A 25,136-nucleotide genomic window follows, 5' to 3' on the forward strand; every position below is an offset into this window, starting at 1 on the left:
AAGTAAAAGAAAATAAAACATAAAGAAAGACGCTCCGTTCTGTTTTCGTTGTGCTAAGATAAAGGTCTGTGAAATCATGAGGAGGAATTATGTTGAAAAAAAATACTGTCGCCTATCTGGGCCTTATCTTTGTGTTTGTATTGTGGGGGAGTCTTTACGTGGTTAGTTCGGTCGTTCTGCAATATATGCCGACCTTTGCCGTCATGTTCTGCCGTTTTACGATTGCCTTTGCTGCCCTGAGTATCATCGTGAAGACCGGAAGCCGGAAATGGAATGCCGACAGGACGGATGAACAGGGACGAAGTACCAGGATTGACGGGCAAGGGTGGAAATACGTCATTCTGATGGGCGTATTCGGCTATGCAATCGGCGTCGGCATCCAGCTGATGGGCACCAAGTACGCAGGCTCATCAATGGCTTCGCTGATCAATTCTATGTGCCCGGTTACCATATCTCTTATGGCAGTACCGATTCTTCATGAGAAGCTCACCGGAAGCAAGATCATCGGAATCCTTATGGCGGTATTCGGCGTCTATCTGATCCTGGGAACCGGCGGAAACATCAATCTCCCGGGCATACTGATGTCGATTGCCTCTGTTCTTCTGTGGTCTCTCGTCTCCGTTCTTACCCGTCAGGGTCTTGCGAAATACAATCCGCTCGTCATCACCAGAAATGCCATTGGAGTGGCGGCTGTTTGTGAATTCGTCTTCGCGCTGATCGAACACGCTGTGACCCATTCAACGATTCACATCACCGGAGGTGTGATTGCCAGCTTATTATATCTCGGAATTTTATGCACCGGCATCGCCTATATTCTGTGGAATCAGGGACTCGCTGTCCTTCCGGCAAGCAACTGCTCGGCACTCTACCCGATTCAGCCCCTGACCTCCACCATCATGGGTGTGATCTTCTTCCACGAAACCGTCGGTCTTTCCTTCGCCGCCGGATCCGCCTTCATCATTGTCGGCGTCCTGCTGTGCCTGCTGGGCGGCATGCTGTTCAGCCGCCGGAAAACCTCCGGTCATGTCCGGAGCTGAGCTGATTTCCGCCTCTAAAGGCGATTCAGAACCCGGACAAACCTGTTTGTCCGGAATAAAATCAGTTCAGGATAAAGCCCTCTGTAACACGTTTCCGGTTCATGCGGAAGTAATAGTAAAACGCTATGCTTATTGCGGAAGGCAATATTATCAATACCTCAGCTTCAGGCGTGACAGCCCCACCGGTATCTGATAGCCCAGCTGATCCAGATACTGCATCATTCCCTTTCTGGCCAGATCCATGTGGTTCTTGGGTGCAACCGTGATGTGATCCACGGGAAGCTTCCCCTGTCCGGACAGAATGTAATTCATATCGTCGCCTGAATCCTGCGTATGCTCGCCGATGCTGCCGCCCGGATGAAGTGTCGTCGGAATGATGCGGTATCTGTCGTCGTTATACATCCGTGCAGTCATAGTTCCTGTACCGTTATTCATTCCCGGAATTGTCATTTCCTGCAGCTCATTAAAATCAATCAGCATCCAAACCACCTCTTATTTTCGTATGAACTTGTCCTCTGACTCCGGTGTTTCCGCACTGACATACCTCTCCACGGTCATATGCAGATCGTACTTCTCACGAAGCTTTGCGATGGTCTGCATCATCGGTGAAGCATGGTGCGCGTCGATTGCTTTCTGGTCGCGCCAGCTGTCAATCAGCAGGACTGTCTCCGAATCGTCAAGCGACTGGTAATACTCGTAGCGCAGGTTTCCTTCCTCGGCACGGATCTTCTCCACCGTGCCGCTCTCCATCATTTCACGGGCAAATGCGAGTGCACTGCCGTCTATGCCTGTGTATCGTAAATTTACTGTAATATCCATAAATTGTCTCCTTCATTCCGTGTCCCGCTTCACATACGTCAGCTCCACGTCATACACGAAACGGTATTGCTCCTGGCTGTGGTATTGCTCCTAATAGCCGCATATCTTATTTATACGGGTATCAGCCACGCACAGCATACCGCGCAGAGAATACCGACTCCGGCGCCCGCAGCGACATCGGTCGGGTAATGTACGCCAAGATAGATTCTGGAAAACGCGATGAGCGCGGCAAGTACAAGGAAGAGGATTCCCGCAGGTGCCGGAAGTCTAAGCATAAATACAACTGCGCACGAAAAGGAGGCAGCGGTATGGCCGGATGGAAATGAAAGATCCTTCGGATGAGGGATCAGCGGAATCAGGACCTCATGCGTGTCATACGGACGAACCCTGTGAAAGATCGGCTTCAAAACCAGGCTGATTATGACGGCAGAGGCCGCAAGAGATGCCAGTGCTGTCTCAGCTGTCCTTTTGTACTGCGGCATAAACCACATGACCGCACAGACCGCGAACCAGAATATTCCGAGGTTGCCCAGTGCGGTCATAATCTTCCAGAAAACCGTTGCATATCTGTTTCTGAAATTGTTCTGAATCCAGAGCAGGATGTCACGGTCTGCCTGTCTCAATTTTTCCATGCATTTTCCCTCCCCGTTTATTGATAGCCGGATATCCGGAAAAAAGTTCTTCTCTCCGGCTTCTCCTCCTGCAATAGCTTCATTATAAATGCTGAATGTGTATTTTTAAAGTCAGCACATGTAAACAATACGGGAATTGACGGAATGAAAGGGTCTCTCTCTGACCAGTCTTCTTTCGTCTGCGCCTCCCCGGCAGACGGGATGCTTCTTTCGGGGCCACAGAATGTTCATAGACTGAGCAAATCTTTATCACAAATTCAGAGTAGTATCAAAAATGTAGAAACGACCAGCACAGACGTTTCTTTTTCATATTTCTGATCGAAAAGATCAGTTTTCTCCTTCCTAAGAACGACAGGAAGCCCGGGCATTACCACCCGGGCTTCCTGTCATTTTATATTCAGGCTATACGATTGCTGTCAGAAATTGTCATTCATTTCCATCTCCCGGAAACGGATCTGATACTGTCCTGGTGTACAGCCGGTGTATTTCCGGAAAATGATAATGAACTGCCTCGCGGCATGTTCCGTTTTTACCGTTTTTCAGGATTTCTTCCGGAACAATTTGCGGAATATAAGTCTTCCCAACGGACCGCCGAAAAAGATCTGCCACGCGAGCGCCATGGGGAAGTTCATTGCGGCTGTCTGCAGCCATACACCGATGAATCCGGCCTCATGAAAATCTTTGAATAAAATCGTCGCGACCAGGCTCATCGCCGGGCACATGAGGCACACGGTCAGAGAGCAGCGGATCAGCAGAATGAAAAAGGGCGGCATATTATCCGAGATGACTCTGCCTGTCAGATACATCACAGGTTTTTCCATCACAAACATTTCCAGCACAATTGCCACCGGCCACATAATCCTGAGCTCCCCGAAGGCCATTCCGAACACGGCGTCTCTCATCCCGCCGATATTCAGAGAAATGTTGTAGCAGATCATCGCGTAGACCATAATAAAAGCCATGATCACAGTAAAAATGAAATTTTCGAACTTGTTTTCGGGCATAAAAAAGACACTCCTTCCGATATATGACGTGTTGTTCGTTATCACTGAAGAGAGTGTGCGTTTCCAATTAAACCGTATTCTTAAATTAACCTGCTCATCATAGCATATTCTTCCCCGTCGTGTAAAGCTTTTTTGATCTCTCGTTATGTAAATTTTTTGTTTTCTCGTTACGCAAATGTTTTTTGATTCCCCGTTATGTAAGGTTTTTTGACTTCCCCTTGTGTATTTTTTTGCATAAAATCATTCTCCGCGTTATAATAGCTCAATCTTACTCCTATGGTTAAAGGAGACGACAGCAACTGCCCACAGCCGAAAAGCAGCGGATTTCCGCCTGCAGCAAACGAAAGGATATTATCTATGAAACCGATATCTGGTCTGAGCCGAAAGATTTTTCTGAAAATGAATCCGCCCTCTGAGGAAGACTGCCGTTCCTCCCAGGCACGCATTCTGGATGCTCTGAACGAGGAGGGCATTTCCGCATCATTCTCTGCCGCTGCTCTCCGTCAGCTATACCCTCTGTGTGAGAATGCAGGCTGGAAAGTCACTGTCTCTCTCGGTTGGAACGGAACACTGTGGGAGATTCTGTATCTGGAGGCCGGAGACACGGAGAAGAGCCATTACGGACTCGCGGTCGATCTCGGGAGTACCTCCGTTTACATGCGCGTGCTGAACTGCAAATCCGGCGAAACCATTGAAGAGGCCAGCGCATACAACCGGCAGATCGCCTTCGGCGAGGATATCCTCACCCGCATCTTCTACGCAAAGGACAACCCGGAACATCTTGACGAAATCCGCAGAGCGACGATAAGAACTCTGACCGATCTCATGTCCTCGCTTCATGATAAGACCGGAATCTCGCCGTCAGAATATCTCGCGATGGTGGTATCCGGCAATATGACAATGATTCATTTCCTCATCGGCCTCGACCCCTTCTGCATCTTCCAGACCCCCTATGCCGTCCGCTCCGACGCGCCGGGATTTCTCCGCGCAACGGATCTTGATCTTCCAATCGCCGGCTATGTGTACTGTGTGCCAGGCAAGGCCAATTATCTCGGCGGAGATATCATCAGCGGCATCCTTGCGACCGGTATATATGAGGAAGACAAAATCTCCCTGTTCTTCGATGTCGGAACGAACGGAGAGCTCGCCGTCGGAAACCGCAGCTTTCTGCTCTGTGGAGCCGGCGCCGCGGGTCCCGCTCTGGAGGGTGGCGTTGTTCACACCGGTATGCGCGCCGCGCCGGGAGCCGTGGAAAGCGTGTCGCTTGCGAACGGGGAATTTCATCTGAAAACCATCGATAATAAAGTCCCCGCCGGTATCTGCGGCTCCGGCATCGTGGATCTTCTCTCCGAGCTGTTTCTAAACGGCTGGATCAACCTGCAGGGCGTACTGCAGCCCGAGAAGAGCAGCCTCATCTCTATCCAAAAGAACCCGGACACCGGAATGGAGGAAGCTGCTGTCTGCTATTCCTCCGGTCTTTATTTCTATCAGAGCGACATCCGGGAGTTCATCAACACAAAAGCCGCTGCCGCTACGATGATCGAGTACATGCTGCACGCTTCCGGCATCCGCCTTGAAGACATCGATACGTTCTACATGGCAGGTGCCTTCGGCGCACATATACACAAGGAATCCGCGATTAACATCGGCATGTATCCCGACGTTGAGCGCGACCGCATCTGCCCTGTCGGCAATACCTCGCTTGAGGGCGCATCAAAGCTTCTCCTGAACAAGGATCTTCTGACGGATATCGATCGCATTCTGGATCTCATGTCATACGTGCAGTTCGGCGCAGTCGATAATTTTGTGGAGATGATGCAGGCGGCTTCCGCCCTCCCGCACACGGACGGGAGAAGATATCCGAGCGTCATGAAAAAGCTGAGGGAGAGGGAAGCTCACAGGGAACTGCAGAACAACTGAATATATGAACATCATCTGAAGCTGCAGAACGACCCGTCCATGAAACGGGTCGTTCTGTGCTTCGGATCATTCTATTTTCCGTCTATTCCACCTCACGCAGTAACCGGTCTATTTTCTCCTGCATATCATAGGGCAGGTAGGTGAAAGGCCCGTTCAGCATCTGACGTAACGTAAAAAGTTCTTTTTCAAACGGAATTGCCTTATATTCTGAATAGAAGTACTCATCGAGAATCGCCTTTGTCTTCGGATTCTCATTCAAATCACTCATCAGTGAATCCAGACTGTAGATCTTACGATATGGTTTTGTCGGCCGATAAGTAAACGAATACGTTCCGGCGAGAACGATAAGCACCACATCACTATCCTCCTGTCTGATGCCGATAATACCATCCATGTCTGAAGCAATATTCCGGATCTCATCAACACAAGCATCCGGAAGCTGTATTTCTGCCTCTGTATTAAACGGAACCTCTGCCTCAATGGTAAGTTTCCCCTGCCGCAACTGGTACCCACTGCGGATGAGTCCCGAGGCGGAACGCAGGAATCCTTCTGCCTGCGGTATCGAATAATCCGGCTTCGGAGCAAGCTTGAACCTTCTATAACCAGCATATTTTTCGTCCGGATTGATACCGATCATATTCCGGAACATCCACTCCACCACTGAGCCATAGGAATAATGATTCAGGGAATTCATTTCCGTTCCGCTGATCCTGCCATCCGGCAGCACGGAATTCCAACGCTCCCAGATCGTGGTAGCCCCCATCAGAACCTCATACAGCCATCCGGGAAATCCCTCTTCCAAAAGCAGGTGATACGCATAATTATACATGCCATATTCTGACAGTACACGCATCAGATAAGGCGTCCCGACAAAACCAGTTTCCAGATGATAACGATTGCGGGCAAGTTTGTTTAGAAGACCCGCACACACTTTATCAACCGCATGTTCCGGCGTCAGTCCCATATAGAGGACAACTACATATGCCGTCATTGTATCCACGCAGAGCCGTCCTGTCGGTGAAAAATATTCCCGGATGAAAGCGTCCCGGATTTCATTGGCCAATGTCGAATACTTCCCTGCGTCCTCCTCATATCCCAGGATTTCGGCTGTTTTCGCAACAATTCTTGTCGAGTAGTAATAATACGCAGAGGAGATCAGAAACGGATCCGTCCCTCCAAAGACTCCGCCTTCTACATTTCCGTCCAGTGCAAGCCAGTCTCCATAATGAAAACCGCTCTGCCAGAGCCGTCGGGAGCCGTTGGCGTCATCCTGACTCTTCATGTAATCGACCCACCCGCGCATACTTGAAAATTGTCTTCGCAGAATACCTTTGTCCCCGAAATGAAGATATACATTCCAGGGAATGATGGTTGCAGCTTCTCCCCAGGCAGTGGAAATTGTACCGGTATAGCCTGCCGTAGGAACAACATCCGGCACTGCCCCGTTCAGTCGTTCCTGTTCACAAGCCAGATCATACCCGTATTTTGTGTAAAATGCATAGGTATCCATATTGAAGCATGCTGTACCTGAGAAGATCTGCGCGTCACCGGTCCATCCATATCTTTCATCCCGCTGCGGGCAATCGGTGGGAACATCCAGGAAATTTCCCCGCATACCCCATCTTGTATTTTCAAATAGCTTGTTGACCAGAGGATTTGATGTTTTGATCTGGCTGAGTTCCTCCATCTCAGAATAAATCACGAGTCCGCGAAAATCATCCGGATTCGGCTCACCCGGCCAGCCTGTAATCTTTACATAACGGAATCCATAAAATGTAAAATGCTGCCGTACCGTACGCTCCGTGCCATCGGATACATAAGTAAATTCAGCCAGCGCTGTACGCAGATTGTCGCGATAAAAATTACCTTCCTGTAAAATCTCTCCAAACTGGAACCGAATCCGCGTTCCCGCCGGGGCAGCACAGTGGAAGCCGAGCCATCCAACCATATTTTGTCCCATGTCCAGCACCGTTTCCCCGGCGGGGGTATGAATTAATGCGACAGGACGGATCTTTTTCTGAATGATTATCCTTGGATCGAGACGGGGCCTGAGTTTTGATTTATCAATGTCAATTTTTCTGGTATTCAGTACCTCACTGCGATCGATCCCGGGCTCATATACTTCACCGGGATAGATTCCACTTTCAATTACCGGACTCCTGTGTGCTTTCCAGTTATCATCTGTACAGATGATATCTTCTGAACCGTCTTCATAAAAAAGCTTCAGCTCAGCGATGCACGCAAGACGGTCGCCATACACTTCATGATTCTTTCTAAGACCATACCAGCCTTTATACCACCCGTCGCCAAGCATGATTTCAATCCGGTTATGTCCCTGCCGGAGATCCGGGATCATCGTCTGATAGGGAATCCAGGCATCATAATCACAGAAACCAGGCATCAGACATTCTTCTCCCAGTTTTTCCTCATTGATATATACTTCATAGAGGCCGAGCCCCGTCAGATAAAGACGAGCTTTCGCGAGAGGTTTTGTAATTTCAACATCTCGAAAAACACATACCTGAAGGCTTTTATCTGCATCCGGGGTGATCCACTCTGCCTTCCACGGTCCCCTCATCGCAGTTTCGAACCAGGCAGCTTCGCTTTCTGCAGAATCCCCGTTGTCAGCGTTCACAAACGCCTTCCAGTAATAGCGGTTCTCCGGTTCCAGGGAAACCGGAAGTTCATAGGCTAAGCTGCTAAGATCCTCCCGATAACCACTATCATGCAGAATGTTCCTGAAATCCGGGTCTGCTGCAAGCAGCACGCGCGCATTCTTCTGTTTCTTCCCGGAAGTATCCTCGGTCACAAATGACACCGTCGGATGATCGAGCTCGTATCCGATCGGGTTCACCAGATGGTTTACCTTCATATGTGTGATTTTCATAAATTCCTCCACTTTCTCGACCTTATATCAGCATGGATAGACCGGACCGCAAGGCGCCGGTATCCAGATAAGACACAGCTGAAATACAGCTCAAATGACTGGACTGCAGCGGATAATAATACAATAATCATAAACCGGATGATATCACATGGAAATATCATATTCGTAATTACATCTCCATAGATTCTGTCAGAAATCATGCCTCAGCGCCTTGTCGATCGCCGCCTTCCATCCCCTGTATCTGTGAACTCTTTCGCTTTCTTCCATCTTTCTCTGATATGATGTCGTCCGGATGTGGTCAAAGATCGATTTCTCCGGATAGAGTCCGCAGGAGATTCCCGTCAGGTAGGCGGCTCCCATGCCGGACAATTCCTGCAGGCCGGGAACCAGCACGCAGGTATCTGCCAGGTCCGCCTGAAACTGCATCAGATAGCGGTTTCCTGTCGGGCCGCCGTCTACATGGAGCGTCCGCACAGGATCTTCGGTCTCTTCACGCATTATCTCAATCAGATCCGTGATCTGGTAGGCAATGCTTTCCAGACATGCCTTTACTACTTCTTTGCGCCCGGTAGTGCGCGTAATACCCGTCAGAAGTCCGGTCGCCTCCGGGTCCCAGTAAGGGGCTCCAAGACCAGTAAACGCAGGTACAAAATAAGCACGATCCCTTGGATTTGCCGCTGACGCAAGCGCTTCCGTCTCTGATGCGGATGAAATCATTTTCATCTGATCCTTCAGCCAGGAGATCGATGCTCCGGTATAATTCAGATTTCCCTCCAGCACATACTCGACCTGGCCACCGATTCCCCATGCAAGAGAAGTCACCAGTCCATGCTGACTTCGGTAACGGGTTTCACCGGTATTCATCATTACGGAGCTTCCGGTCCCATAGGTTGCCTTCAGTTCTCCTTTCTTCCGGCAGTTCTGTCCGAACAGCGCCGCATGGCTGTCCCCGAGCACCCCGTGGATGGGTATTTTCTTTGGCAGAGCTCCATCCAAGTCAGTCATGCCGAACATTGAATCCGACATAACCACCTGTGGCATGGCACTTTCCGGAATTCCAAAGATTTCCAGCAGCTCTTCATCCCAGCTCAGTGTTTCCAGATTAAACAGCTGCGTTCTCGAGGCATTCGAGCAGTCAGTCTTGTGTTCTGCTCCTCCTGTCAGATTATATACCAGCCAGCTGTCAATCGTACCCACTGCCAGGTTATCTTCCCGCGCAAGCCTGTCTGCCTCCGGAACGTTTTCCATGATCCACTCAAGCTTCGCGGCAGGAAAATACGGAGACAGAGGCAGTCCCGTCTTCTGACGGATTTGTTCTGCTTCCCCCATCCTCTCATGCCGCGCGCAGATCTCTGCTGCCCGTGCACACTGCCATACAATCGCGTTGCAGACGGGTTTTCCCGTCTTCCTGTTCCATGCGAGAGCTGTCTCTCTCTGATTTGAAATGCCTAAGGCTGCGATTTCTTCCGGCAGAATCCCGGCCTTCTCAATAACATCCCTGCAAACCGCACAGGTGTTTCGGAAAATTTCCTCCGGATTATGCTCTACCCAGCCCTTTTCATTGATAATCTGCGCATGCGGCCGGTCCGCACGCACAGAAAGTTCTCCTGATTCGTTAAAAAGCAGTCCCTTGGTACCCTGTGTACTCTGATCGACTGCGAGAATATATCTGCCCATACCTGCACTCCGATTATTGCTTCAGCAATTCACGCGCTGTTTTTGCAATTCCCTCCCCGGTAAGCCCGTAATACGCAAAAACCTGTGCGGAGGTTCCTGTAATCACAGGGGCATCCGGAAGCGCCATCGTAACCGTTTTCCGGGGGCAGTTTTCCCCGACCACCTGCGCCACCATGGAACCGAGGCCGCCGAAGGGTGAGTGTTCTTCAACAGAAATCACTGCCTTTGCGTTTCGTGCCGCTTCAATAATTGCCTTTTTATCCAGTGGCTTCACACAATACATATCCAGAACGGTTGCGTGAATGCCTTCTGCTTCCAGAAGTTCTGCCGCGTCCACAGCCGGACGCACCATCTCCCCGCATGCAATGATCGCAACATCGCTTCCTTTTCGGATCCAGGTTGCACGATCCATCGTGAAGGGACAATTCTCTGCTGTGTAAACATCTTCGACCGGGTTACGTCCCACGCGGATGTAGGCACACTTGTTGTCCCGCAGAAGAGCCTTCACCAGCTTACCTGTCTGATGCCTGTCACTTGGCAGGTATACCCGCATATTCGGGATGGCGCTCATCGCCGCTATATCCTGTGCTGAATGATGGCTCATCCCAAGTGCCCCGTAGCTGACACCTCCTGAGATACCGATCAGCTTTACATTCGTATCGGAATAGGCGCAGTCTACCTTGCACTGTTCATAGCTTCTCGTCGTCAGGAAGGATGCCGGAGATGCTGCAAAAGGCTTTTTCCCCATTTTCGCAAGACCTGCCGCAATTCCCACCAGATCCTGCTCCGCAATTCCTGCTTCTACCGACTGACTGGGATAAGCCTCAAAGAAAGGTGTCATCGAGGCAGAGCCCCTGGAATCGCTGCAGAGCACCACAATGTCTTTATCTGTTTTTGCTTCTTCCATCAGTACGTCACAGATGACCTTGCGATTTGATATTTTATTCATTTGCCAGCGCCTCCTTCCTTTCTTCAAGATCTTTCATGATTGACGCATACTCAGTCTCCGTCGGCAGATGATGATGCCACCCCGCCTTATTTTCCATGACGGGTGAGCCTTTTCCTTTTATTGTATTTGCGATGATACATGTCGGACAGCCCTTTGTCTGCCTTGCTTTCTCAAACGCCCCGTCCAGCGCATCGATATCATTCCCGTCTGCCGTCAGTACCTTCCAGCCGAAGGATTCCACCTTCTTCTTCAGATCCTCGAGTGCCATGACATCCTCTGTGCCGCCTGAAATCTGGAGCCGGTTCCGGTCGACGATCCACACGAGATTGTCCAGTCCATACATCGCGGCGGACATCGCGCCTTCCCAGTTTGATCCCTCGGCAAGCTCTCCGTCTCCGGTCACTACATATACACGGTTTGGCTTTCTATCCATCTTCACCGCAAGCGCCATGCCGACAGCCACCGGAAGCCCATGCCCGAGTGAACCCGAATTCATCTCGATTCCCGGGAGCTTGTTGTTCGGGTGTCCGATGTACGGAGAACCGAATTTGGAAAACTTCGCGGTCACTTCATCCAGACTCAGAAATCCCTTCTCGCAAAGCACGGCATAATACGCTTCCATCGAGTGCCCCTTGCTCAGGATAAAAAGATCCCGTTCCGGATCATCCTGGTTCTCCGGAGAAATGTTCATCTGCCGGAAGTACAGATCTGTCAGGATCTCCATGACGGACATGTCGCCTCCGATATGTCCGCCTCCGCCCGCCATGATGATGTTTACGCAGTCCTCTCTCAGCTTGTAGGATAGATACTTCAGATTTTTCACGATTATTCTCCTCTCAGATATGCTTTCACATCTTCTTCAATGGGATCATAAAAATCCGGCTGAATCCCCAGATATTTGCATGCCTCATAAAGGACCGGCACTACATCCTCGTGAATGGCGACGCAGTGATGAATGTATGGTCCTTCGACCAGCTTTGCCTCGAGTCTCTTCAAATTCTCTACCTCAACCCAGAGATAGGTTCCCTTTGTATACGGGCCGTCGATTCCCCTGGCATGACCGAGCAACAGAGAGTATTCTCCGTTGTCCCCGTCAAATCTGGTAAGCGTCAGATTGCCGTGCTTCGCCTCCGCCGAAACGGCTCCGTTATATGGAAAGGCCACAGGAACGCAGATCGACGGTTTTTCCTTTGCCACAGAAATCGGCCATGGACCGCAGTGCTGAAGAAGCTCTCCGTTCTCATTGTCCGGATGTCTCACGGTCCAGTCCGCGAAGAGTCCCCTCTTCTCATTTAAGGTGGCAGCCTCTGCCATCACCTGTGTGATCGCTCCGTGAATATCGGTCTCACAGACGACCGGAAGTCCTTCCTCATTCAGAAGGGAATTGGCCGCGCAGGGCATGATGCCAATCTCCCCCTGAAGCGCATTCCAGCACTGAATCGCGATGGCGCTGCATCCGTACAGATCTGCAAGGTTCTTCATAGCAATCTTCAGTGCAGCGACATTCTCCAGTAATTCCGGCTTGATCTGGCAGTTCATATTCTCCTGACAGTAACGGATGACCTCCTGAACCTCCTCCGTCTCCTCAGCCTTTACCCGATTCAGCTCAGCCGTCAGCTCAGGCAGCGGAACCGGCGCCAGCTGGATATTAAACTTCTCAAGCAGCTCTCCCTCATTGCACATCGTCGACCAGAAATCAAAGGGACGCGGTCCAAGCTGCAGAATCCGGAGATTCCGGAATTTCTTCACCACATTGCAGACCTTCAGAAAATCAGTGATCCCCCGTGCGAACTCCGGGTCGTCAAGCCTGCAGTTTGTCATGTAGGTAAACGGCACCCGGAATCTTCGCAGTACCTTCCCCGTCGCGAAAAGGCCGCACTGAGAATCACGAAGCCGCATTCCATCCGGCTCCGGCCGTTCATCTCTCGGTCCCCAGAGCAAAACCGGAACATTTAATTCCTTTGCCAGTCTGGCGCACTCATATTCGGTTCCGAAATTTGCGTGCGGCAGAAACAGGCCGTCTACCTTTTCCTTTTTGAACTTTTCCGCAATCCGGATCCGGTCGCTCTCCTGATACAGCAGCCCCTCCTCGTTAATGTCCGTGATGTCTGTAAATGAAACATTCAGCTCCTTCAGCTTCTGTCTGGTTAAGTTCGCGAACTTAATCGCGTCCGGTGCACTGAAAATCGATCTTCTGGTCGGCGCAAAGCCGATTTTAATTGTCTCCATGGAATCCTCCCTTTCACAATATTCCCACTATATACTGCAATTTCTTAATCAAAATTATAGACGTGCATCAGCTGAATCAACACATATTATTAAGTGAATTTTACTAAATTATCGGCTTAATTTTCCGGAGATCTTTCAGTATCCAGAGAAATGCATTACAATATCAGGAGGATGGTTCTGCATGTACCTGCAAACCACTGGTTTTTGGATTGCATTTCTATGCGATGAAAATTTCAGCTTCTGCAATCACCTTGTGTTTGTGTACAGCCAGCCTTTCTGAATTTTTACTTCACAGATCATTTACAGTATTTACAGGAGAATGAGGGATGTCCGTCACCGCAAAGGAACTTGCCAGACAGCTTGGTGTAAGCCCCGCAGCTGTATCAATGGCTTTGAACAATAAACCGGGAGTCAGCACCGCGACAAGAGCGCGGATTGTCCGTGCCGCAGAGGCTGCCGGCTATGATTTTTCCAGACAATCTGCAAAGACCGCCGGTCATGGCGATATCTGCTGCGTCATTTACCGGGCGAATAATGCGATTCTGAATTATTCGCCGATCTTTACGGAGCTGACCGATGGAATCGAACAGGGATGCCGCGATAATGGCTACCATCTTCGTACTCTTCAGCTGTATGAACAGACCGATGACTTTGCGCGGATTGCGGAGGAGCTCCGCGGCTCCGGCTGTTCGGGGATTATTCTGCTCGGCACGGAAATCTCGTCAGAAGTCTGCCTGAAGTTTCTTCATCTGAATATCCCGATGGTTCTCCTGGACTCTTACTTTGAAACCATCGACTGCAGCAGTATTCTGATCAACAATGCGCAGGGAGCTTACCTTGCGACGAATTATCTGATTGACAACTACCACTGCCAGCCAGGCCACCTGAAGTCTTCCTATTCTATTCAAAATTTTTTTGAGAGAGATGTAGGATTTAAAAGGGCTGTTCGAGAGCACGGAATGTCTGTCGGCAATTCCGTTATTCATGAATTGTCCCCCACGATTGAAGGGGCGATGCGTGATATGCTGGATCTGATTGACACCCACGCAGCTCTTGCCGGCTGTTATTTTGCCGATAACGATCTGATCGCCATCGGCGTGATAAAGGCGCTGCAGGCTCGTCATATCAGGGTTCCCGAGGACATTCCTGTCATCGGTTTTGATAATATACGCGAGGGACAGATTGTGGAGCCCGCGCTGACCACGATCGATATTCCCCGGCTGTTCATGGGGCAGACCGCCGTCCGGCAGCTGATCCGGCAGATCAGCTATCCGGTTCCGCACACCGTGAAAACGGAGATTTCGACCAGCATCGTCTCCCGCGATTCCGCCTGAGGGGTTTCCTTGAACAGCAGCCGGATCATCAATTATTGTTGGGATCTCTTTTTTATTCTGTTGCAGATTCATTTCGCCTATCCTATACTTAGAACCAGCAACAAAGGTATTTTTAAAAAGAGAATCATTTACAGAAGCAGGAGCCGTAGTTATGAAAGAATTTCCAAGAAGGGTTCTGATGGCAGTAATCGGCGTGTGTGTCGCCGGTCTGTCCGTCGGGATGTTTGTTTATTCAGATATGGGAGTGGATCCTTTTCAGGTTTTTGCGCACGGCACGTGGAATGCCGTGCGACGGGCAGTGCCGCTTGACTTCGGCACCTATTATGCTATTCTGAATGCCATTCTTCTGGTTGTCATTTTCTTCTGGAACCGGAGAAAAATCGGCATAGGAACCGTAATCAACCTTTTTCTTGTCGGTTATTTTGCGGAATTTATGGAATTCCTTCTGAACAAGATGAATCCCGACCCGAACCTGGCCCTCAGAATCATCTCACTGATCCTGGGCGTCGTTATCATGTGTTTTGCCTCGGCCATGTACTTTACCGCCGATCTCGGAGTTTCCACCTACGACGCAGTTGCCATTACTCTTTCTGAGCGCCACACCGGGTGGAAGTTCAAATACATCCGGATTCTGACGGACCTGATCTGCGTTGTGATCGGCGGCCTTCTGGGCGGCGTGATCGGAATCGGAACGCTGGTCACCGCTTTCTTCATGGGGCCCCTGATTGCTTTCTTTAACAAGAAGGTGGCAGAACCTATGCGCTACGGTTCCAGATAATAATAAAGACTTTCTAATAGCAATATTTGTTCCGTACGGCATATAATGATCTGCGATTGTTGTTTTGCCAAGGGAAAATCCATGGTATTTCAGAAGATTCGTGAGCGCCGCGGATTCACATCCGGTCGGCAGTTCCGGGTTCTGCATAACACAGGGAACATTCAGATGTACCTGATCTTTAATATATGCATTTGCCATACTGCCAGGAGCTGAGCTTCCCTTTATCCGCATTCGGATCTGCAAAACCTCAATCCGGTAAGCGCACCCGGTTGAACCGGCATCAGCTCCATTTTTTGTCCAGCCGAGCCATCCAAGCTTCTGAACATGAACGCGGTAATAAATAGAGTATTTGTCCGCTCTTCTGCACCGATATATCTCCTCATTTCCCTGATCTGTCATCTGCTCAGATTTTACCCCTCTGCATTACGGACTTCATTTTCCGGAAAAACGAAACAATCGTATCGAATGGCCTTTCCGGTCAGTGAATACCCCGGCTTCATACCGGCCAGATTTGGTCCCTTCAGGGGTCTCTTCACTACCACCTTAAAGGGACGGGCACCGACTGCCGCCTTCAGGAGTACCTCTTCATCCTGACAGGGCATCTCCAGTTGATGGAGCAGCTGAAACTTTTTCTTGACCAGGGCGCTCTTCTGTCTCTCCGGGAACATCGGATCCAGATAGATGACATCCGGAAAATCCTTCAGGTTCTTCAGAGCCTCTATGCTGTCTCCCTCATGCAGGTGCATCCTGCATATGATCTCTGTCAGCGCCGGATTTTTCCCCGCACGCTCCAGACAATCTGCCAGAAGTGCTGCAATCACCGGATTCTGCTCATACATCTCCACTTCAAATCCCGCGGCAGCAAGAAGAAGGGAATCCTCTCCCATGCCTGCGGTTGCATCCAGAATCACCGGGTGTCTGCCCGGCCCCCTGTTCATGTCCTTCATTCTCGCAGCCTTCACCAGAAGTTCATGCGTAAGATTGTCATACCGAAGGCGGGGCAGCATATCCGAAAAATCTCCCCGCATCTGAATTTTCCCGTCAGTCAATGTTAGACCCTTCTCATCATATCTGAGATAAAGCTCATTCTTCTCCCTCTTGTGTTCCTCTTTGAGCTTTTCCTTTTTATCCTCCTGGCGTTCAGCTCTGTATTCGTCCTTATGCCTGGCTTCCAGTCCGCCTTCCTTATGCTTGTCGTTCAGCCTGCCTTTTTGCTTGTCTTCGTACCTGCCATTATGTCCGTCTCTGTTTTCCGCTTTTCGCGCCTCTCCGTTTATTTCTCCCCGGATATCTGCCTGCAGCCCCTGTGCCTTCAGATGTTCCAGAAGCTTTCGGCTTTTCTCTTCGAAGGCAACCCCTGTATCCAGAATATGAATGCTCTCTGCCATCTTAATCCCCTGACAGCCCAAGCATCCGGATTGTACGGCTTTTCAGTGCTCTCGCCGCGCCTTCCACATCCTCTTTCGAAAAAATAGCGGAGATGACCGAAATACCAACAATTCCGCTGCCTGCCAGCTCCATGACATTTTCTTCCGTAATCCCGCCGATGGCGACGACCGGGATCGAAACCGCCTTGCAGATTGCCCGTAACGCATCCATACTCACTTCTGAAGCATCCGCCTTGGAGCCTGTCGGAAACACCGCGCCGACCCCGAGATAATCCGCTCCGCGGCTCTCCGCCAGGAGTGCTTCCTCCACAGTCTGCGTGGAAACACCGATGATGCGATCCTTCCCGAGTCTGCTCCGCACCAGACCCGTCTCCATGTCACTCTGTCCGACATGCACCCCGTCCGCTCCGATTTCCAGAGCCAAGTCCACATCATCATCAATGACAAAAGGCACCTTATACCTCCTGCAGAGCGCCTTGATCTCTGCCGCCTCCTTCAGGAAAGCATCGTGCTCAAGCTTCATGTCATCCTTCTCCCGAAGCTGTATAAAGGTTGCGCCGCCTCTCAGCGCACGCTCAACATCATCCGCCAGACGGCGTCCGTTCAGCCAGTGCCGGTCTGTCACCGCATACAGCTGAAGTGCCTTCTTCAGTTCCTCCTGATTCCAATTCCCCATTTTTCAGACTCCTGTCCGTCGCGCATAAAACGCGACATATGAAATTATTGATTGCACGCTGAATCGCTTCAAACTATAATCAAAAATAATACTTATTGACAACTGCATGAGGTTTTCAGATATATGATTGACGCAAATCTTCAGAAATATCTCTCTTTTGTAAAAACCGTTGAGCTCGGCAGCTTTTCAAAAGCCGCGGAATCTCTCGGTTATTCACAGTCCGGCATCAGCCGGATGATTTCGGATCTTGAAAAAGACTGGAAAATCACGCTTCTCGAGCGCGACCGCAGCGGCGTAAGCCTGACCTCCGACGGCACACGTCTTCTTCCCTTCGCGCAGAGTCTCTGCCGGGAATATTACCGCCTTCAGGAGGAGGTGGATGATCTGAACGGAATACAGACGGGGCTGATAAGGATTGGTACCTTTTCCAGCGTCGCAACACAGTGGCTTCCCCGGATCATCCGACAGTTTCAGGTAGATTATCCAAACATTGAATATGAGATGCTCCTCGGTGATTATTCGGAAACGGAAAAATGGATCGATGAGCGCCGGGTCGACTGTGGATTCCTCATCCTCCCCACCCGTCCGGAATTCGACACCCTGGAGCTGGCGAAAGACCCCCTGATGGCTGTCCTTCCAAAGGGCCATCCGCTCGCCGGACTGGATGCCTTTCCGGTAAAAGAGCTGGAAAAAGAACCCTTCATGCTTCTGGAGAAGGGAGGAAAGTCCGAGATCACGGATATTCTGAAGCGCTATGATCTCCACCCGGAGATCCGCTTCACCACCTGGGACGATTATGCAATCATGGCTATGATTGAACAAGGCCTCGGGATCGCAATCCTTCCGGGGCTGATCCTGAAACGGATCCCATACGACGTCGTCATAAAACCGCTGGATCCACCCGCTTTCCGGACAATCGGCATCGCTCTCAAGGAGAGCCGCACCGCATCCGCCGCGATGAAGAAATTCCTCCAGTATCTGAAATACCGCAGCGAATAAATGCGCGCTTCCGCCGCTTTGTCGATCCGTGACGTTTTCTTCTCAGGTGCTGCGCATTTCTGCTCTGCCGGACTGTGTTCATCCTGCTGCGTCAATTCGGAACGTTTTCTTCTCAGTCCTCAAGTCCCGTGGCTTCGTCAAGCCCCAGCATGATGTTCATATTCTGAACGGCAGCTCCGGAAGCACCCTTTCCGAGATTATCGAAAAGCGCTGTCACTGAAGTCTGTTCCTCGTGTCCGCATACGACAATTTCCAGGCGATTGGTTCCCGCCAGCTTATTGGCGTAGAGCTTGCTGTCATTCTGACCAAACGGTACAACAGATACGAAATGCTCATCCCGGTAGTACTCCTGCAGTCGTTCGCAGATCTCCTCCGCAGACGGTTTTCCGGGAAGAAGACGGTTCTGAAGCATAATCGTCCCTGCCATCCCCTTGTAATAATCATCAACAACCGGCATGAACACCGGCGGATAGAGAAGGCCGGTCATCTTCTGCATCTCCGGCACATGCTTATGCCTCAGATTCAGGCCATAGATTCCGGGCGAATCCAAAAGCCTGCTGCGATTCTCCGCCTCATATTCCGCAATCATTTTTTTGCCCCCGCCGGAATATCCGGTCAGGGAATAGCAGGTGACCGGATAGTCCGCAGGCAGTATTCCCATCCTTACAAGCGGAGCCGTCGTTGCGATCAGCCCGGTGGCATGACACCCCGGATTCGCCACTCTCCTGCTGGTCCGGATCGCCTCCCTCTGTTCCTTTGAGAGCTCCGGGAAACCATATGTCCAGCCTTCCGCAACCCGATGTGCTGTAGAAGCATCAATCACACGAACCTCCGGGTTTTCAATCAGAGAAACCGCTTCGACCGCGCCTGCGTCCGGCAGACACAGGAAGACAATGTCCGCCGCATTCAGGAATTTCTTTCTCTCATCCATGTCATGTCTCTTGTCTTCATCTATTCTCAGAAGCTCAAGATCATCCCGCGCTCCGATTCTGTCGTAGATCTGAAGTCCCGTTGTTCCGCTCTGTCCGTCAATATATACCTTCGTCTTCATCTGTAATTGTTCCTGTCCTTCTTCTTTCCGAATCTTTTCTGCCTGAGTTTACCTTATCCGGCTCTGCCTTCGCCTGATCCTCATCTATCCGGCTCAGGTTCCTCCCGAATCTCACTTCTCCGGCTCTGCCTCTGCTGCCCGCGTCCGATCACAGCGCTCAGAGGATTCCGAAATTCTTCATCGCGGCCCTCAGTGAAGCCTGATGCTCCTCTGTCATCTCTGTGAGCGGAAGTCTCGGTTTGCCGGCGTCGAAGCCCATCATGTTCAGCGCTGCCTTTACCGGGATCGGGTTCACCTCACAAAACAGCGCACGGATCAGCGCAAGAGAACCAAGCTGCATCTTTGCCGCTCCCGAAAAATCTCCATCCAGACACTTCTGGCACATATCATGGGTGAACTGCGGCGCTACGTTCGACAGAACCGAGATTACGCCGGAACCGCCCAGTGACATGATCGGAACGATCTGATCGTCATTGCCTGAGTACAGATCCAGCACACCGTCACAAAGTTCGAGTGTTCTCGCCGTCTGACTGATGTTCCCGCAGGCATCCTTCAGGGCCACAATGTTCTTCACATGCTTCCCGATATACGCCGCGGTTTCCGGCTGAATATTCGTACCGGTTCTTGATGGCACGTTGTACATGATGCACGGAATATTGACAGCTTCCGCAATTGCCGTATAACTCGCAATCAGGCCATCCTGCGTCGCCTTATTGTAATACGGAGTTACAAGCAGAAGGCCGTCCGCTCCACGCTTCTCCGCCTCCCTCGACATCATGATCGCGTGAGCAGTGTTGTTTGAACCTGTCCCGGCGATCACCGGAACCCGTCCCTTCGTGATTTCGACGCAGAACCTGATCGCTTCCAGATGTTCGTCATCGTCCAGCGTTGATGCCTCTCCGGATGTGCCTACCGCGATGATCGCATCCGTATGATTCCGGATCTGATACTCAATCATCTTCTCCATTGCGTCAAAGTTAATCGATCCATCCTCCTTCATCGGTGTCGCCATCGCAACACCCGCGCCCTTGAATATAGCCATGCTCATTCCCTCCTGTTTCCCATAATTATCCTTAATTTATATGTTTTTGTCTGAAAAACGATCCGTCGACTGTATTCTCAGTATACAGCAATAAATATTACCGGTAAATACAGACAAACGCAAATACACGCAAACGCAGATGAAGACATCTGCAAATAATGAAATCTCAAATAAAAACAGACCAAAATGATGCAGGACTCCTATAATGACAGACTCACATAAGGACAGCCACACACTTACGAATCGGATTTTCCAAAGCTGTCCACGAGCTCCTGCAGCTCGAAATATCTTTCCATCCGTTCTTCCAGCTTTGCATCGACCGCTTCCTTCTCCTTTGACAAGTCGGAAAGCTTCGTATACATCGTCGCCGACTCCGCCATCTGCTCCTCGAGTTCCCGGCTCTTCTGCTCCAGCTGATCGATTTCTTCCTCAATATGATCATATTCCTGCTGATCACGGTAGGAAAGCCTGGTCCGCTTTCTTGCCTTCTTCTGCTCTTCCTTCTGTGCCGCATAGAGCTCTGCGCCGGATCGTTCCTCAGCAGCGCTCCCGTCGGCCTTCCCGTCACGCGCGTCGCTCCTGTCTTTCGCATCACTCACAGTGTTTTTTGCGGGTCCTGAAGGAATCCCCTGTGTCTCCATATGCTCCAGATATTCGGTATATGCGCCCTCACTGCGGATCAGTTTCCCGTCCCCGGAAAAAGCAAAGATCCTGGTCACCACGCGGTCCAGAAAATAGCGGTCATGTGACACGACGATCAGAATGCCGGCAAAACGGTCCAGATAATCCTCGAGGATCCGCAGCGTCTGTATATCCAGATCATTGGTCGGCTCGTCAAGGATCAGTACATTCGGTGCTTCCATCAGCACCTTCAGCAGGTAGAGACGCCGCTTCTCTCCTCCGGATAATTTACCGATCAGAGAGTACTGCATTTCGCTGTCGAACAGAAACTGCTCGCACATGCCGCTCGCGGATACCAGCCCGTCCGTGGTCCGGATAAATTCAGCGGTGTCCTTAATGTAATCGATCACCCGCTCGTTCGGATCAAGCTGTTCATTTTCCTGGCTGAAGCAGCCGATCTTAACGGTCTGCCCGATTTCCACCGCTCCCGAATTCGGAGGAAGCTTTCCGTCAATGATCTTCAGAAGCGTGGATTTTCCGCAACCGTTCGGACCGATGATGCCGATCCGGTCAGTCTTGCCGAAGTTGTAGGAAAAATCATGGATCAGTTCTTTCTGTCCATAGCCTTTGCTGACGTGCCGAAGCTCAATCGTCTTGCCTCCGAGCCTGGACGGAAGGGAATTCAGCTTTACCTGCCTCTCCTCCACGATTTTCTCCCGGTCTCTGAGCGCCTCGAACCTCTGAATATGCGCCTTCTGTTTGGTCGATCTCGCTCTCGCTCCGCGCATGATCCACGCAAGATCCTTGCGATACAGGGCGGCCGCCTTTCGCTCCGCCGCAACGGCAAAGTTCATTCTTTCCTGTTTCAGCTCCAGATAACCGGAATATCCCGCCTGATAGCGGTAAGTCTTTCCCCGGTCCACCTCAAGGATCTGATTTGTGACCTGATCCAGAAAATAGCGGTCATGGGTAACCATCAGAATTGCCCCGCGAAAATTCTGCAGATAATTCTGCAACCACTCGATCATCTCATGGTCGAGATGGTTTGTGGGCTCGTCCAGAATCAGGAGATCACACGGCGTCAGGATCGCGGCGACAAGCGCCGCCCTTTTCTTCTGTCCCCCGGACAGGATCTCCGGACTGCAGTCAGGATCAGGAATCCCAAAATCGACAAGCCTCGCGCGCACCTCTCCCTCTGTGTCCCAGTGATCTGCCTTCCCGCTGACCGCCTCCGCCACATTCTCCAGAAGTGTTCTGCTGTTATCGAAAACCGGGTTCTGCGGAAGATAAGAAATCCTGACGGTATTTCCCTTGACCACCTTTCCTGAATCCGGCTCCAGACGGCCTGCCGCGATCGCCAGCAGCGTTGATTTTCCCGTTCCGTTCACGCCGATTACGCCGATCTTATCGGTGTCGCTGATTCCCTCGGTGACATTATCCAGAAGGACCCGTGATACAAAAGAAATGCTGATGTGCTCCAGATTCAAAATGTTCATTGTCTCTCTCCTGCGTCCGGGAAAGAAAGAAGAGCTGCGGCATCCGTTTTTATGCAGCAGCTCTGTTTCTTCCCTTGAATTGCAATTCTCAGCTTATACACCTTGTGTCACAAGATATCGTACGGACATTATTCTTCCGTCACAGCATCATCTTTGACGATAATCGTTCCCGCATGGCCTTCGTAGCCGTCTCTGGCCTTCGAGATCGACGTGATCACCGCGCGCTCCCCGCCGCTCTTCAGAAAATCAACCGCCGCCTGAATCTTCGGAAGCATCGTTCCATATTCAAATTCCCCGGCACGGATATATTCCTCTGCCTGGGAAACGGTAATCCTTCCGATCGGCTGTTCATGATCGGTTCCATGGCCGATCTTTGCGTTCTCGACACTGGTCAGGATCAGCAGCTCATCGGCCCTGAGTTTCTCGGCAAGCTTTTCGCTGACAAGATCCTTCTCGATAACAGCACTGGCTCCTTTGAGCTCCGGTCCCTGTTCCAGAACCGGGATACCGCCACCGCCTCCCGCAATTACGACCTGCCCGGCGTCCAGCAGAAGCTGAATGGTCTCAAGCTCAATGATATCCTGCGGCTTCGGAGAAGCGATGATCCTCCGATATCCCTCCTCCGTCTTGGTGACATAATTTCCCTTTTCTTCCTCTGCCTTTGCTTCCTCCTCTGTGAGGATCCTTCCGATCACCTTACTCGGCTCATAGAGGTTCTCATCATAGGGATCTACGGTGACCTGGGTGATGATCGTCGCAACCGGCTTGTAGATTCCTCTTCTCAGCAGCTCCGCGCGCAGAGAGTTCTGAATATCATATCCGATATATCCCTGGCTCATGGCAGAGCAGACGGACATCGGAGCTCCGACGTAGTCGCTGTGAGCCTTTGTGAATTCATTCATCGCCGTATGAATCATACCGACCTGAGACCCGTTGCTGTGGGTGATTACCACACCCGCTCCGGCCTGTACCAGATCCGCAATGGACTTTACCGCATTCTCAACGCCCTTCTTTTGATCCGCGAAGGTTTTTCCAAGCGCTCTGTGGCCGAGCGCCACTACAACCTTTTTTCTCTGCATGAACCAGCTCCTCCTTTGTGCTTTTGCTTCTCTTCTCAGAAGTCAAACTTTCCGGCAAACCACTGATCAAGCTCGTCGATCTTTACACGAACCTGTTCCATGGTGTCACGGTCACGGATGGTGACCGCCTGGTCATTCTCGGAATCGAAATCGTAGGTGATGCAGTACGGCGTTCCAATCTCATCCTGACGGCGATATCTCTTTCCGATCGCTCCGCGGTCATCGTAATCGCAGTTGTACTTGTCTGCCAGCTTATCAAATACCTTCTCTGCCGCGTCATTCAATTTCTTGGACAGCGGAAGAACCGCGATCTTCACCGGAGCAAGTGCCGGATGGAAATGCATAACTGTGCGGACATCATTCTTCTCCGCATCCAGAACCTCTTCATCGTATGCCGAGCACAGGAAGGCCAGAACGACACGGTCGGCTCCCAGAGACGGCTCAATGACATACGGAATATATTTGATCTTCTTTACATCGTCAAAATAGGTAAGATCCTGACCGGAAACCTCCTGGTGACGGCTGAGGTCATAGTCTGTCCGGTCGGCAATTCCCCAGAGCTCGCCCCATCCGAACGGGAACAGGAACTCAATATCGGTCGTCGCCTTGCTGTAGAAGCTGAGCTCCTCCTTGGCATGATCGCGAAGTCTCAGCTCATCGTCCTTGAGTCCGAGATCATTGAGCCATTTATGGCAGAAGCTTCTCCAGTAATCGAACCACTTCAGATCGGTGTCCGGCTCGCAGAAGAACTCCAGCTCCATCTGTTCAAATTCGCGGGTACGGAAGGTGAAATTGCCCGGCGTGATCTCGTTACGGAAGGATTTTCCGATCTGGCCGATGCCGAAAGGAATTTTCTTGCGGGAGGTTCTCTGTACATTCTTGAAGTTCACAAAAATGCCCTGTGCGGTTTCCGGTCTCAGATACACGGTGTTCTTCGCGTCCTCGGTTACGCCCTGGAATGTTTTGAACATCAGGTTGAACTGACGGATATCGGTGAAATTATGCTTGCCGCAACTCGGGCAGGGAATTTCATGCTCCTTGATGAAGTCCATCATTTTCTCATTGGACCAGCCGTCGCAGCTGTTATTCTCCAGCTCAATGCCCTTTTCCTGGCAGAAATCCTCAATCAGCTTGTCCGCGCGGAAACGCTCATGGCACTCCTTGCAGTCCATGAGCGGATCGGAGAAGCTTCCCAGATGTCCGGATGCCACCCACGTCTGCGGGTTCATCAGAATTGCGCAGTCTACGCCTACATTCAGCTTATTGTCCTGAACGAACTTCTTCCACCATGCTCTCTTGACATTATTTTTAAACTCAACACCGAGCGGGCCGTAATCCCATGTATTAGCGAGACCTCCGTAAATTTCGGAGCCCGGGTATATAAATCCGCGGTTCTTTGCCACTGCGATGATCTTGTCCATTGTCTTTTCCATCCTGATCCATCTCCTTTTTCCTCTTGTCCGCCGGCTCTTCCCGGGCACAAAATTATTGCGTCCTGCCGTGCGGCTTGCAGTACAG

The 25,136-nt window shown here is 51.0% G+C and carries 21 protein-coding genes and 1 pseudogene; 5 read left to right on the forward strand and 17 right to left on the reverse strand.

What is annotated here, in order from left to right; genetic code table 11:
• Positions 1 to 89: 89 nt before the first annotated feature.
• The gene (locus ACTNDI_RS00670; protein ID WP_441098829.1) at positions 90 to 1,037 is read left to right on the forward strand and encodes a DMT family transporter; all 948 of its coding nucleotides are present in this window, start codon (positions 90 to 92) and stop codon (positions 1,035 to 1,037) included.
• 150 nt (positions 1,038 to 1,187) lie between these two features.
• Here ACTNDI_RS00670 and ACTNDI_RS00675 read toward each other — a convergent pair whose 3' ends face one another.
• From ACTNDI_RS00675 to ACTNDI_RS00690, 4 genes are all read right to left on the reverse strand, one after another.
• Complete coding sequence (locus tag ACTNDI_RS00675) at positions 1,188 to 1,517, reverse strand: hypothetical protein (RefSeq protein ID WP_441098830.1); 330 nt, start codon at positions 1,515 to 1,517, stop codon at positions 1,188 to 1,190.
• A 12-nt stretch (positions 1,518 to 1,529) separates the two neighbouring features.
• Complete coding sequence (locus ACTNDI_RS00680; RefSeq protein WP_441098831.1) at positions 1,530 to 1,856, reverse strand: putative quinol monooxygenase; 327 nt, start codon at positions 1,854 to 1,856, stop codon at positions 1,530 to 1,532.
• A gap of 110 nt (positions 1,857 to 1,966) precedes the next feature.
• Entirely contained in the window at positions 1,967 to 2,488 is a 522-nt protein-coding gene (locus tag ACTNDI_RS00685; protein ID WP_441098832.1) for a phosphatase PAP2 family protein, read from the reverse strand.
• Positions 2,489 to 3,027: 539 nt separating this feature from the next.
• Positions 3,028 to 3,492 (reverse strand): DUF2798 domain-containing protein, encoded by a 465-nt coding sequence (locus ACTNDI_RS00690; protein WP_441098833.1) that lies wholly within the window; start codon positions 3,490 to 3,492, stop codon positions 3,028 to 3,030.
• Between the two features lie 357 nt (positions 3,493 to 3,849).
• Between ACTNDI_RS00690 and ACTNDI_RS00695 the strand changes: the two genes are divergently transcribed.
• Complete coding sequence (locus tag ACTNDI_RS00695; RefSeq protein WP_441098834.1) at positions 3,850 to 5,412, forward strand: ASKHA domain-containing protein; 1,563 nt, start codon at positions 3,850 to 3,852, stop codon at positions 5,410 to 5,412.
• An 82-nt stretch (positions 5,413 to 5,494) separates the two neighbouring features.
• Here ACTNDI_RS00695 and ACTNDI_RS00700 read toward each other — a convergent pair whose 3' ends face one another.
• The 5 genes from ACTNDI_RS00700 to ACTNDI_RS00720 form a co-directional block, all read right to left on the reverse strand.
• Positions 5,495 to 8,299 carry a family 78 glycoside hydrolase catalytic domain gene (locus ACTNDI_RS00700; RefSeq protein ID WP_441098835.1) on the reverse strand — a complete coding sequence of 935 codons (2,805 nt, stop codon included), beginning with the start codon at positions 8,297 to 8,299 and terminating at the stop codon, positions 5,495 to 5,497.
• A 189-nt stretch (positions 8,300 to 8,488) separates the two neighbouring features.
• Positions 8,489 to 9,976, reverse strand: a complete 1,488-nt coding sequence (locus ACTNDI_RS00705; RefSeq protein ID WP_441098836.1) for an FGGY-family carbohydrate kinase — start codon at positions 9,974 to 9,976, stop codon at positions 8,489 to 8,491.
• A 13-nt stretch (positions 9,977 to 9,989) separates the two neighbouring features.
• Positions 9,990 to 10,925, reverse strand: coding sequence for a transketolase family protein (locus ACTNDI_RS00710; RefSeq protein ID WP_441098837.1), 936 nt, complete (start codon positions 10,923 to 10,925; stop codon positions 9,990 to 9,992).
• Positions 10,918 to 11,748 carry a transketolase gene (locus ACTNDI_RS00715; protein ID WP_441098838.1) on the reverse strand — a complete coding sequence of 277 codons (831 nt, stop codon included), beginning with the start codon at positions 11,746 to 11,748 and terminating at the stop codon, positions 10,918 to 10,920. Before ACTNDI_RS00715 ends, ACTNDI_RS00710 begins: the two co-directional genes overlap by 8 nt.
• A gap of 2 nt (positions 11,749 to 11,750) precedes the next feature.
• The gene (locus ACTNDI_RS00720; RefSeq protein WP_441098839.1) at positions 11,751 to 13,154 is read right to left on the reverse strand and encodes an L-fucose/L-arabinose isomerase family protein; all 1,404 of its coding nucleotides are present in this window, start codon (positions 13,152 to 13,154) and stop codon (positions 11,751 to 11,753) included.
• 326 nt (positions 13,155 to 13,480) lie between these two features.
• Here ACTNDI_RS00720 and ACTNDI_RS00725 point away from each other — a divergent pair, with 326 nt between their 5' ends.
• Entirely contained in the window at positions 13,481 to 14,488 is a 1,008-nt protein-coding gene (locus ACTNDI_RS00725; protein WP_441098840.1) for a LacI family DNA-binding transcriptional regulator, read from the forward strand.
• Positions 14,489 to 14,639: 151 nt separating this feature from the next.
• On the forward strand, positions 14,640 to 15,266 hold the full coding sequence (locus tag ACTNDI_RS00730; protein ID WP_441098935.1) for a YczE/YyaS/YitT family protein: 627 nt from the start codon (positions 14,640 to 14,642) through the stop codon (positions 15,264 to 15,266).
• Between the two features lie 42 nt (positions 15,267 to 15,308).
• On the opposite strand, the pseudogene ACTNDI_RS00735 reads toward ACTNDI_RS00730, so the two are convergent.
• The 3 genes and pseudogenes from ACTNDI_RS00735 to thiE all read right to left on the reverse strand — a co-directional run.
• Positions 15,309 to 15,665: pseudogene (locus ACTNDI_RS00735) on the reverse strand (C39 family peptidase); the annotation flags it as partial.
• 11 nt (positions 15,666 to 15,676) lie between these two features.
• Entirely contained in the window at positions 15,677 to 16,654 is a 978-nt protein-coding gene (locus tag ACTNDI_RS00740) for a class I SAM-dependent methyltransferase (RefSeq protein WP_441098841.1), read from the reverse strand.
• A 1-nt stretch (position 16,655) separates the two neighbouring features.
• Positions 16,656 to 17,330, reverse strand: a complete 675-nt coding sequence (thiE, locus tag ACTNDI_RS00745) for a thiamine phosphate synthase (RefSeq protein WP_441098842.1) — start codon at positions 17,328 to 17,330, stop codon at positions 16,656 to 16,658.
• A gap of 123 nt (positions 17,331 to 17,453) precedes the next feature.
• Between thiE and ACTNDI_RS00750 the strand changes: the two genes are divergently transcribed.
• Entirely contained in the window at positions 17,454 to 18,329 is an 876-nt protein-coding gene (locus ACTNDI_RS00750) for a LysR family transcriptional regulator (protein WP_441098843.1), read from the forward strand.
• 112 nt (positions 18,330 to 18,441) lie between these two features.
• On the opposite strand, the gene argC is transcribed toward ACTNDI_RS00750, so the two are convergent.
• The 5 genes from argC to ACTNDI_RS00775 all read right to left on the reverse strand — a co-directional run bounded on the left by argC (position 18,442) and on the right by ACTNDI_RS00775 (position 25,051).
• Positions 18,442 to 19,380, reverse strand: coding sequence for an N-acetyl-gamma-glutamyl-phosphate reductase (argC, locus tag ACTNDI_RS00755; protein WP_441098844.1), 939 nt, complete (start codon positions 19,378 to 19,380; stop codon positions 18,442 to 18,444).
• Positions 19,381 to 19,537: 157 nt separating this feature from the next.
• Complete coding sequence (dapA, locus tag ACTNDI_RS00760; protein WP_441098845.1) at positions 19,538 to 20,422, reverse strand: 4-hydroxy-tetrahydrodipicolinate synthase; 885 nt, start codon at positions 20,420 to 20,422, stop codon at positions 19,538 to 19,540.
• A gap of 236 nt (positions 20,423 to 20,658) precedes the next feature.
• A complete protein-coding gene (locus ACTNDI_RS00765) occupies positions 20,659 to 22,539 on the reverse strand; it encodes an ABC-F family ATP-binding cassette domain-containing protein (protein WP_441098846.1) in 1,881 nt (626 codons plus the stop codon).
• Between the two features lie 128 nt (positions 22,540 to 22,667).
• On the reverse strand, positions 22,668 to 23,618 hold the full coding sequence (gene arcC, locus ACTNDI_RS00770; RefSeq protein WP_441098847.1) for a carbamate kinase: 951 nt from the start codon (positions 23,616 to 23,618) through the stop codon (positions 22,668 to 22,670).
• Between the two features lie 35 nt (positions 23,619 to 23,653).
• The gene (locus ACTNDI_RS00775; RefSeq protein WP_441098848.1) at positions 23,654 to 25,051 is read right to left on the reverse strand and encodes a glycine--tRNA ligase; all 1,398 of its coding nucleotides are present in this window, start codon (positions 25,049 to 25,051) and stop codon (positions 23,654 to 23,656) included.
• Positions 25,052 to 25,136 lie beyond the last annotated feature (85 nt).

It is taken from the genome of Bilifractor sp. HCP3S3_D3 (assembly GCF_052063915.1).
Classification (GTDB): Bacteria; Bacillota; Clostridia; order Lachnospirales; family Lachnospiraceae; genus Bilifractor.

Coding starts and splice junctions, on each gene's coding strand:
- ACTNDI_RS00765 (WP_441098846.1), bottom strand. CDS start 22,539: ATGAACATTTTGAATCTGGAGCACATCAGCATTTCTTTTGTATCACGG.
- arcC (WP_441098847.1), bottom strand. CDS start 23,618: ATGCAGAGAAAAAAGGTTGTAGTGGCGCTCGGCCACAGAGCGCTTGGA.
- ACTNDI_RS00705 (WP_441098836.1), bottom strand. CDS start 9,976: ATGGGCAGATATATTCTCGCAGTCGATCAGAGTACACAGGGTACCAAG.
- ACTNDI_RS00725 (WP_441098840.1), top strand. CDS start 13,481: ATGTCCGTCACCGCAAAGGAACTTGCCAGACAGCTTGGTGTAAGCCCC.
- ACTNDI_RS00690 (WP_441098833.1), bottom strand. CDS start 3,492: ATGCCCGAAAACAAGTTCGAAAATTTCATTTTTACTGTGATCATGGCT.
- ACTNDI_RS00740 (WP_441098841.1), bottom strand. CDS start 16,654: ATGGCAGAGAGCATTCATATTCTGGATACAGGGGTTGCCTTCGAAGAG.
- ACTNDI_RS00710 (WP_441098837.1), bottom strand. CDS start 10,925: ATGAATAAAATATCAAATCGCAAGGTCATCTGTGACGTACTGATGGAA.
- ACTNDI_RS00720 (WP_441098839.1), bottom strand. CDS start 13,154: ATGGAGACAATTAAAATCGGCTTTGCGCCGACCAGAAGATCGATTTTC.
- ACTNDI_RS00700 (WP_441098835.1), bottom strand. CDS start 8,299: ATGAAAATCACACATATGAAGGTAAACCATCTGGTGAACCCGATCGGA.
- ACTNDI_RS00675 (WP_441098830.1), bottom strand. CDS start 1,517: ATGCTGATTGATTTTAATGAGCTGCAGGAAATGACAATTCCGGGAATG.
- ACTNDI_RS00695 (WP_441098834.1), top strand. CDS start 3,850: ATGAAACCGATATCTGGTCTGAGCCGAAAGATTTTTCTGAAAATGAAT.
- ACTNDI_RS00680 (WP_441098831.1), bottom strand. CDS start 1,856: ATGGATATTACAGTAAATTTACGATACACAGGCATAGACGGCAGTGCA.
- argC (WP_441098844.1), bottom strand. CDS start 19,380: ATGAAGACGAAGGTATATATTGACGGACAGAGCGGAACAACGGGACTT.
- ACTNDI_RS00685 (WP_441098832.1), bottom strand. CDS start 2,488: ATGGAAAAATTGAGACAGGCAGACCGTGACATCCTGCTCTGGATTCAG.
- ACTNDI_RS00775 (WP_441098848.1), bottom strand. CDS start 25,051: ATGGAAAAGACAATGGACAAGATCATCGCAGTGGCAAAGAACCGCGGA.
- ACTNDI_RS00670 (WP_441098829.1), top strand. CDS start 90: ATGTTGAAAAAAAATACTGTCGCCTATCTGGGCCTTATCTTTGTGTTT.
- ACTNDI_RS00730 (WP_441098935.1), top strand. CDS start 14,640: ATGAAAGAATTTCCAAGAAGGGTTCTGATGGCAGTAATCGGCGTGTGT.
- ACTNDI_RS00750 (WP_441098843.1), top strand. CDS start 17,454: ATGATTGACGCAAATCTTCAGAAATATCTCTCTTTTGTAAAAACCGTT.
- thiE (WP_441098842.1), bottom strand. CDS start 17,330: ATGGGGAATTGGAATCAGGAGGAACTGAAGAAGGCACTTCAGCTGTAT.
- dapA (WP_441098845.1), bottom strand. CDS start 20,422: ATGGCTATATTCAAGGGCGCGGGTGTTGCGATGGCGACACCGATGAAG.